The following is a 4,374-nucleotide window of genomic DNA, read 5'->3' on the forward strand; positions in this document are numbered from 1 at the left end:
GCGGACCTGGCCCGGTCCGGGCTGCGGGACCTCGACCTCCGCCTCGTGCAGGACCTCGGTGCCGCCGAACCGGTCGAAAACAATGGCCTTCATGACTGGGTCTCCTCAAGTGGGATGCTGCGCCGACCGCTTTCCGTGGCCAGCCACATAAAAGTAACACCGATTGCGTGGCTAGCCAAGTAATTGCTTCGAGGGGATCCGAAGGCGACCCGCCTGTCGGCAAACGGTTGTTCACCGACAGGGCTGGAGGTGAAGAGCGGTCCGAACGCTTACGCGGGACTTCCCGGCGTGCGGTCCGAACCTGCGCTCAACGCTTCTTCGCCGTCGCGGGAGCGAGCTGGTCGTGGATGGCGTCGTGAGGAGCGGGATCCGGCATGACGGTGGGAGCGGGGTGGTCGATCCGGGAGGCGGTGTGGTCGAGGGGGAAACGAGGGCGGTGACGGGAGCCGGCCCCCGGCCGGGGAGAACGCCGCCGGAGAACGCGTGGGCGGCGACCACCGGAACGCGGTGATCGAGGCGCGGGCTCGCCACCTCGGCGGGCTGCCATCGAGCCTGCCCGGTGACGCGAGGCCCGGTGGACTCCGCGCCGTCCGGCGTCATGCCCGTGCCTTCCGGCCGGAGGCTCAGGTGCCGGGCTCGGTGAGTTCGATGACGGTGCCGACGTTGTCGGTGACGAAGGCGATGCGCCGGCCGGTCGCCGGTATCTCCATGGGGCCGCCGATCAGCGGCACATCGAGTGCGCGCAGCCGGGACAGTGCCGCGTCGAGGTCCGCCACGGCCAGGCAGAAGTGGTGCAGGCGCGACGTGTGCATGCTCGTGAGGACGTCGTCGGTCGGTGGCGCGCCCCGGTCCGACGCGCCCGCGACGAGCTCGATCCTGACGTCGCCCGCGGTGAGGAAGACGAACGTCGTGCCATGGGCCTCGAACCGCTGCTCGACGGCGAGACCGAGGGTGCGCGAGTACCACGCGATGGTGGCGTCGAGGTCCTCTCGCGTGACGGTGATGCCCACGTGGTCGTGGGAGAACGTGAAGGTCATGCCTGCAAGAGTCATCGACCGCCGGACCGGCGACCAGGGAGAGGCCTTCGGTGGGAAAAGCGCTACCACCTTCGGAGCGGCGCCGGGTGCGACAATCGGTCCCATGACCGCTGACGTCGCGAAACTCGGCCCGATGCTGCGCACCTGGCGCGGCCGTGTCTCGCCGGACACGGCGGGACTGCCCGGCGGCCACAGGCGCCGGGTGACGGGACTGCGCCGGGAGGACCTCGCCGAACTCGCGGGGATCTCGGTCGATTACGTGGTCCGCCTGGAGCAGGGACGCCATGCGACCCCGTCGGCGCAGGTGACCGCGGCACTGGCACGCGCCCTGCAGCTCACCGACGCCGAGCGGGACCACCTCTACCGGCTGGCCGGGCTCGCCCCTCCGCCCGGCGGGGAGGTCTCGGACCACATCCCGCCCGGCCTGCGCCGGGTGCTGGACCGGCTCGGCGACTCGGCGGCCGCCGTGTTCGCCGCGGACTGGCAGCTCATCTGGTGGAACCGCTGCTGGGCGGCGCTGCTGGGCGACCCGTCCTCGACGCCGTCGGCACTGCGCAACTTCGCTCGTGACACCTTCCCGGCCGACGGGGCCGCCCCCCGCCTGTCGCACTGGCCGGTGACCTCGCTCGGCCGGCCGGAGGTCGAGGCGTCCGTCGTCTCCGACCTGCGCCGCGCCACGGGGCGGTTCCCGGACAGCGAGCGCCTGGCCGGGCTGATCCGGGACCTCACGACGGGCAGCCCGCGCTTCGCCGAACTGTGGGCCTCCGGCGCGGTCGGCGCACACCGGGAAGACCACAAGATCGTCCAGCACCCGGCGACCGGGCCGATCGCGGTGGACTGCGACGTCCTGAGCGACGGCGACGCGGAACGCAAGATCGTCGTTCTCACCGCGGCCCCCGGCACCGAGGACGAGACCAAGCTCCGCCTGGCGGCGGTATCGGGTGTTTCCCCATCCGCCCGGGCCTGAGCGGAACACCCCGGTACCCGGGTCGCGTGCGCGGACTGCGCTCGTTCATGAGGACGGTCGCCGGGCTGGACGGTCGTGCCACGGACCGCTCGACGACCCAGCCGCGCACCGGGACCGGTCCGGCTCACCGAGGGCGCCGAGTTCGTCCAGGGGGAAGGCCGCGCACATGAAGTCGGCGCCGGCGGACTGCCTGTTCCGTCAAGGAGGTGCACATCGTGCCTGAGCCTGCGGTCCTGGGCGTTCTGTCGCTGGAACCGATGACGTCCGAGGGTGCGCAGGTGTCCTTGACCGACAGAGCGCGTCCGCGAACAGGGCAGTCGGCGAGCGGGAGAACCAGTGCCCGAGGCGGCACGCTTCGCCGTGCACGCGCCGAAGCGGCCCACCGGTGGTTCCACGCCGAGTCCGGCAGCTGCCGAGGTGTGGTCCCCCTCGTCCGGGGGAGGGGTGAGCAGCTCGTGGAGTTCGCCCACGAAACCTGTGATCACCTGGGGGGTCGGTGGTGGCGTACCCGGCAGCTCGGACAGGTGACGAACAGGCGAGGAACAGGCGAGGAGCGGATCGGGCCAGGGACGTCGTAACTCGTTCACGGTCCTGTCCGCCGACGGAGAAGCCGTGCTTCTCAGGTGATGCGCGCCGGTGCTCGTCTCGACAGCGGTGCCGCGGGGAGCGAGCCGGTCGACGGCGGCGGCGTGAGGACGGGGACCGATGAGGGTCCCCGTCCAGTCGTCGAACGACTCGCCGAAGGTGGCGGCGACCCACGCAACCCTGTGCGGGGTCAGTCGGCGGGTGCCTGCGGGGTGACGTCGCAGCGGTCGACCGCCGGTGCCGGGCTCCGCACGCCCATCTCGATGTCGGTGGTGAGCTTCTCCCCTGCGGGCACCTCCACCAGCCAGGTCTCCTGCTTGACCAGCTTCCTTCCGTCCCTGAACGCGACGTCGGCCCAGAAGGAGCCGTCCCGTGTGTTGGGGTTGGTGACCTCGACCCGGGCGTACGGGGTCTTGCCCGTCACGCACTTCACCAGCCGGACCGTCGCGTCCTGGAGTGCCTCCCGGCCGCCGGAGCCGGGTGACTCGTCCGACGTCCCGCCCGTGTCGTAGTCGTCGTCGTAGTCCGAGCCGGACCTGTAGTGGGAGCCGGATCCGTAGTCCGTGTCCGTGTCGTCGTCGTAGTGGGAACCGCCCGACGAGCCGGAGGAGTGCGAACTCCCGGAGCAGCCGCCGCCACCGGAGTGCCGGGCGCCGGTGAGCGCGAGGACGACACCCAGGCCGACGGCGACGGCCCGGACATGGCGAAGTCTCATGACGATCCCCCGTGAAGCATGGTTGTGGTGTGGATCCCACAGCGTAGTCCGGCTCGTGCGCCACCCGGTCGCGGGCGGACGGCGGTCCTCCCCCGCGGGACCGGCCACATGGTCTTCGGCGTGTACCGGGACCGAAGGTGCTCGATGCACGCGGGGTGGTGAGCCGGACGATGAGCACCCGTGATGCAAGCAACGGCTGTGTCCCCGTGGTGGCGGAGCTGTCGACTCGGGGTGGGGGAGTCCGGTAGCGCGTCACGGCCGCCGGCGTCCTGCGCAGCTCTCGACCGGTGCCCTGGCGGAAGCTGCGGTTCGCCCGGCCGGCTCGGCGGAACCGCCCGGCAGCCGTCGGTCAGGGGAGCGGGGCGGTGGTGCGGCCGCCTGTGATGCGCAGCAGGTCGAGCCTGTCCGCGTCGCTGCTTCCGGCCGCTGCCGTGTAGGTGACCATGCGCAGGTCCGCGCCGGGGACGATGAGGACGTCGCAGTCGAGCAGGACGTCGCCGACCTCGGGGTGCCGGATCGTCTTTTGGTCGGTCGTGTGCTGGGCGGCGGCCGCCCGCGCGCCGGCTGCCGGCCCGGATCGACGCCGTCGCCTGCAACCCGGGGTTCGTTCCCGGCACCGGCCTCGCCCGCAACGCGGGTCCCCTCACCCGGTTCGCGATGCGGCGCATCCTGCCGGTGACGGCCCTCACGCCGTTCGCCACCGGCCGTGGTGCCGCGGGCCGCTACCTCCCCGACGTCGTCCTCGGCACGACCGAGGCGCCGAGCGGGTCCTACGTCGACCGCGGCCGTGCGGCCCGCTCGTCAAAGGAGCCCTACGGCCCGCAGCGCGAGCGCGAACTCTGGGACGCCGCCGAGAGGTTCACCACGGCTTGCACCACGTCCTGCGCCCGGTGCCGGTCGTCCTTCAGCAGGCGGACGGGCTTCGACACCCCGAAACACGGCGGAAGAGCCCGCCAGGCACACCCACTGACCAGCACTAGGGACCGTATTGAGTTCCGATCAAGGGGTGGCTCGGGTGAGGTCCCTGAGCCAGATCATCGAGGCGCGTAGGTGGAGGCCGGCGAGGTAGC

3 protein-coding genes and 2 pseudogenes are annotated in these 4,374 nt (G+C 71.8%); 1 reads left to right on the forward strand and 4 read right to left on the reverse strand.

The window, feature by feature from the left end:
* Together IE271_RS40235 and IE271_RS40240 are read right to left on the reverse strand one after the other, a co-directional pair.
* A pseudogene (locus IE271_RS40235) lies at nt 1–93 on the reverse strand (NADP-dependent oxidoreductase); the annotation flags it as partial.
* Nucleotides 94–623: 530 nt separating this feature from the next.
* Nucleotides 624–1,037, reverse strand: coding sequence for a VOC family protein (locus tag IE271_RS40240; RefSeq protein ID WP_190195384.1), 414 nt, complete (start codon nt 1,035–1,037; stop codon nt 624–626).
* A 103-nt stretch (nt 1,038–1,140) separates the two neighbouring features.
* Here IE271_RS40240 and IE271_RS40245 point away from each other — a divergent pair, with 103 nt between their 5' ends.
* Nucleotides 1,141–2,004 carry a helix-turn-helix transcriptional regulator gene (locus tag IE271_RS40245; RefSeq protein WP_229919970.1) on the forward strand — a complete coding sequence of 288 codons (864 nt, stop codon included), beginning with the start codon at nt 1,141–1,143 and terminating at the stop codon, nt 2,002–2,004.
* A 775-nt stretch (nt 2,005–2,779) separates the two neighbouring features.
* Here the strand turns inward: IE271_RS40245 and IE271_RS40250 are convergent.
* Both IE271_RS40250 and IE271_RS43140 read right to left on the reverse strand, forming a co-directional pair.
* Nucleotides 2,780–3,304, reverse strand: coding sequence for a hypothetical protein (locus tag IE271_RS40250; RefSeq protein WP_190195385.1), 525 nt, complete (start codon nt 3,302–3,304; stop codon nt 2,780–2,782).
* 448 nt (nt 3,305–3,752) lie between these two features.
* Nucleotides 3,753–3,821 (reverse strand): annotated as a pseudogene (locus IE271_RS43140) (hypothetical protein); the annotation flags it as partial.
* Nucleotides 3,822–4,374: the final 553 nt, after the last annotated feature.

The organism is Streptomyces minutiscleroticus (assembly GCF_014650875.1).
Taxonomy (GTDB): domain Bacteria; phylum Actinomycetota; class Actinomycetes; order Streptomycetales; family Streptomycetaceae; genus Streptomyces; species Streptomyces minutiscleroticus.

Excerpts from the sequence above, each read along its gene's own strand:
- IE271_RS40240 (WP_190195384.1), bottom strand. The coding sequence starts at position 1,037 with ATGACCTTCACGTTCTCCCACGACCACGTGGGCATCACCGTCACGCGA.
- IE271_RS40245 (WP_229919970.1), top strand. The coding sequence starts at position 1,141 with ATGACCGCTGACGTCGCGAAACTCGGCCCGATGCTGCGCACCTGGCGC.
- IE271_RS40250 (WP_190195385.1), bottom strand. The coding sequence starts at position 3,304 with ATGAGACTTCGCCATGTCCGGGCCGTCGCCGTCGGCCTGGGTGTCGTC.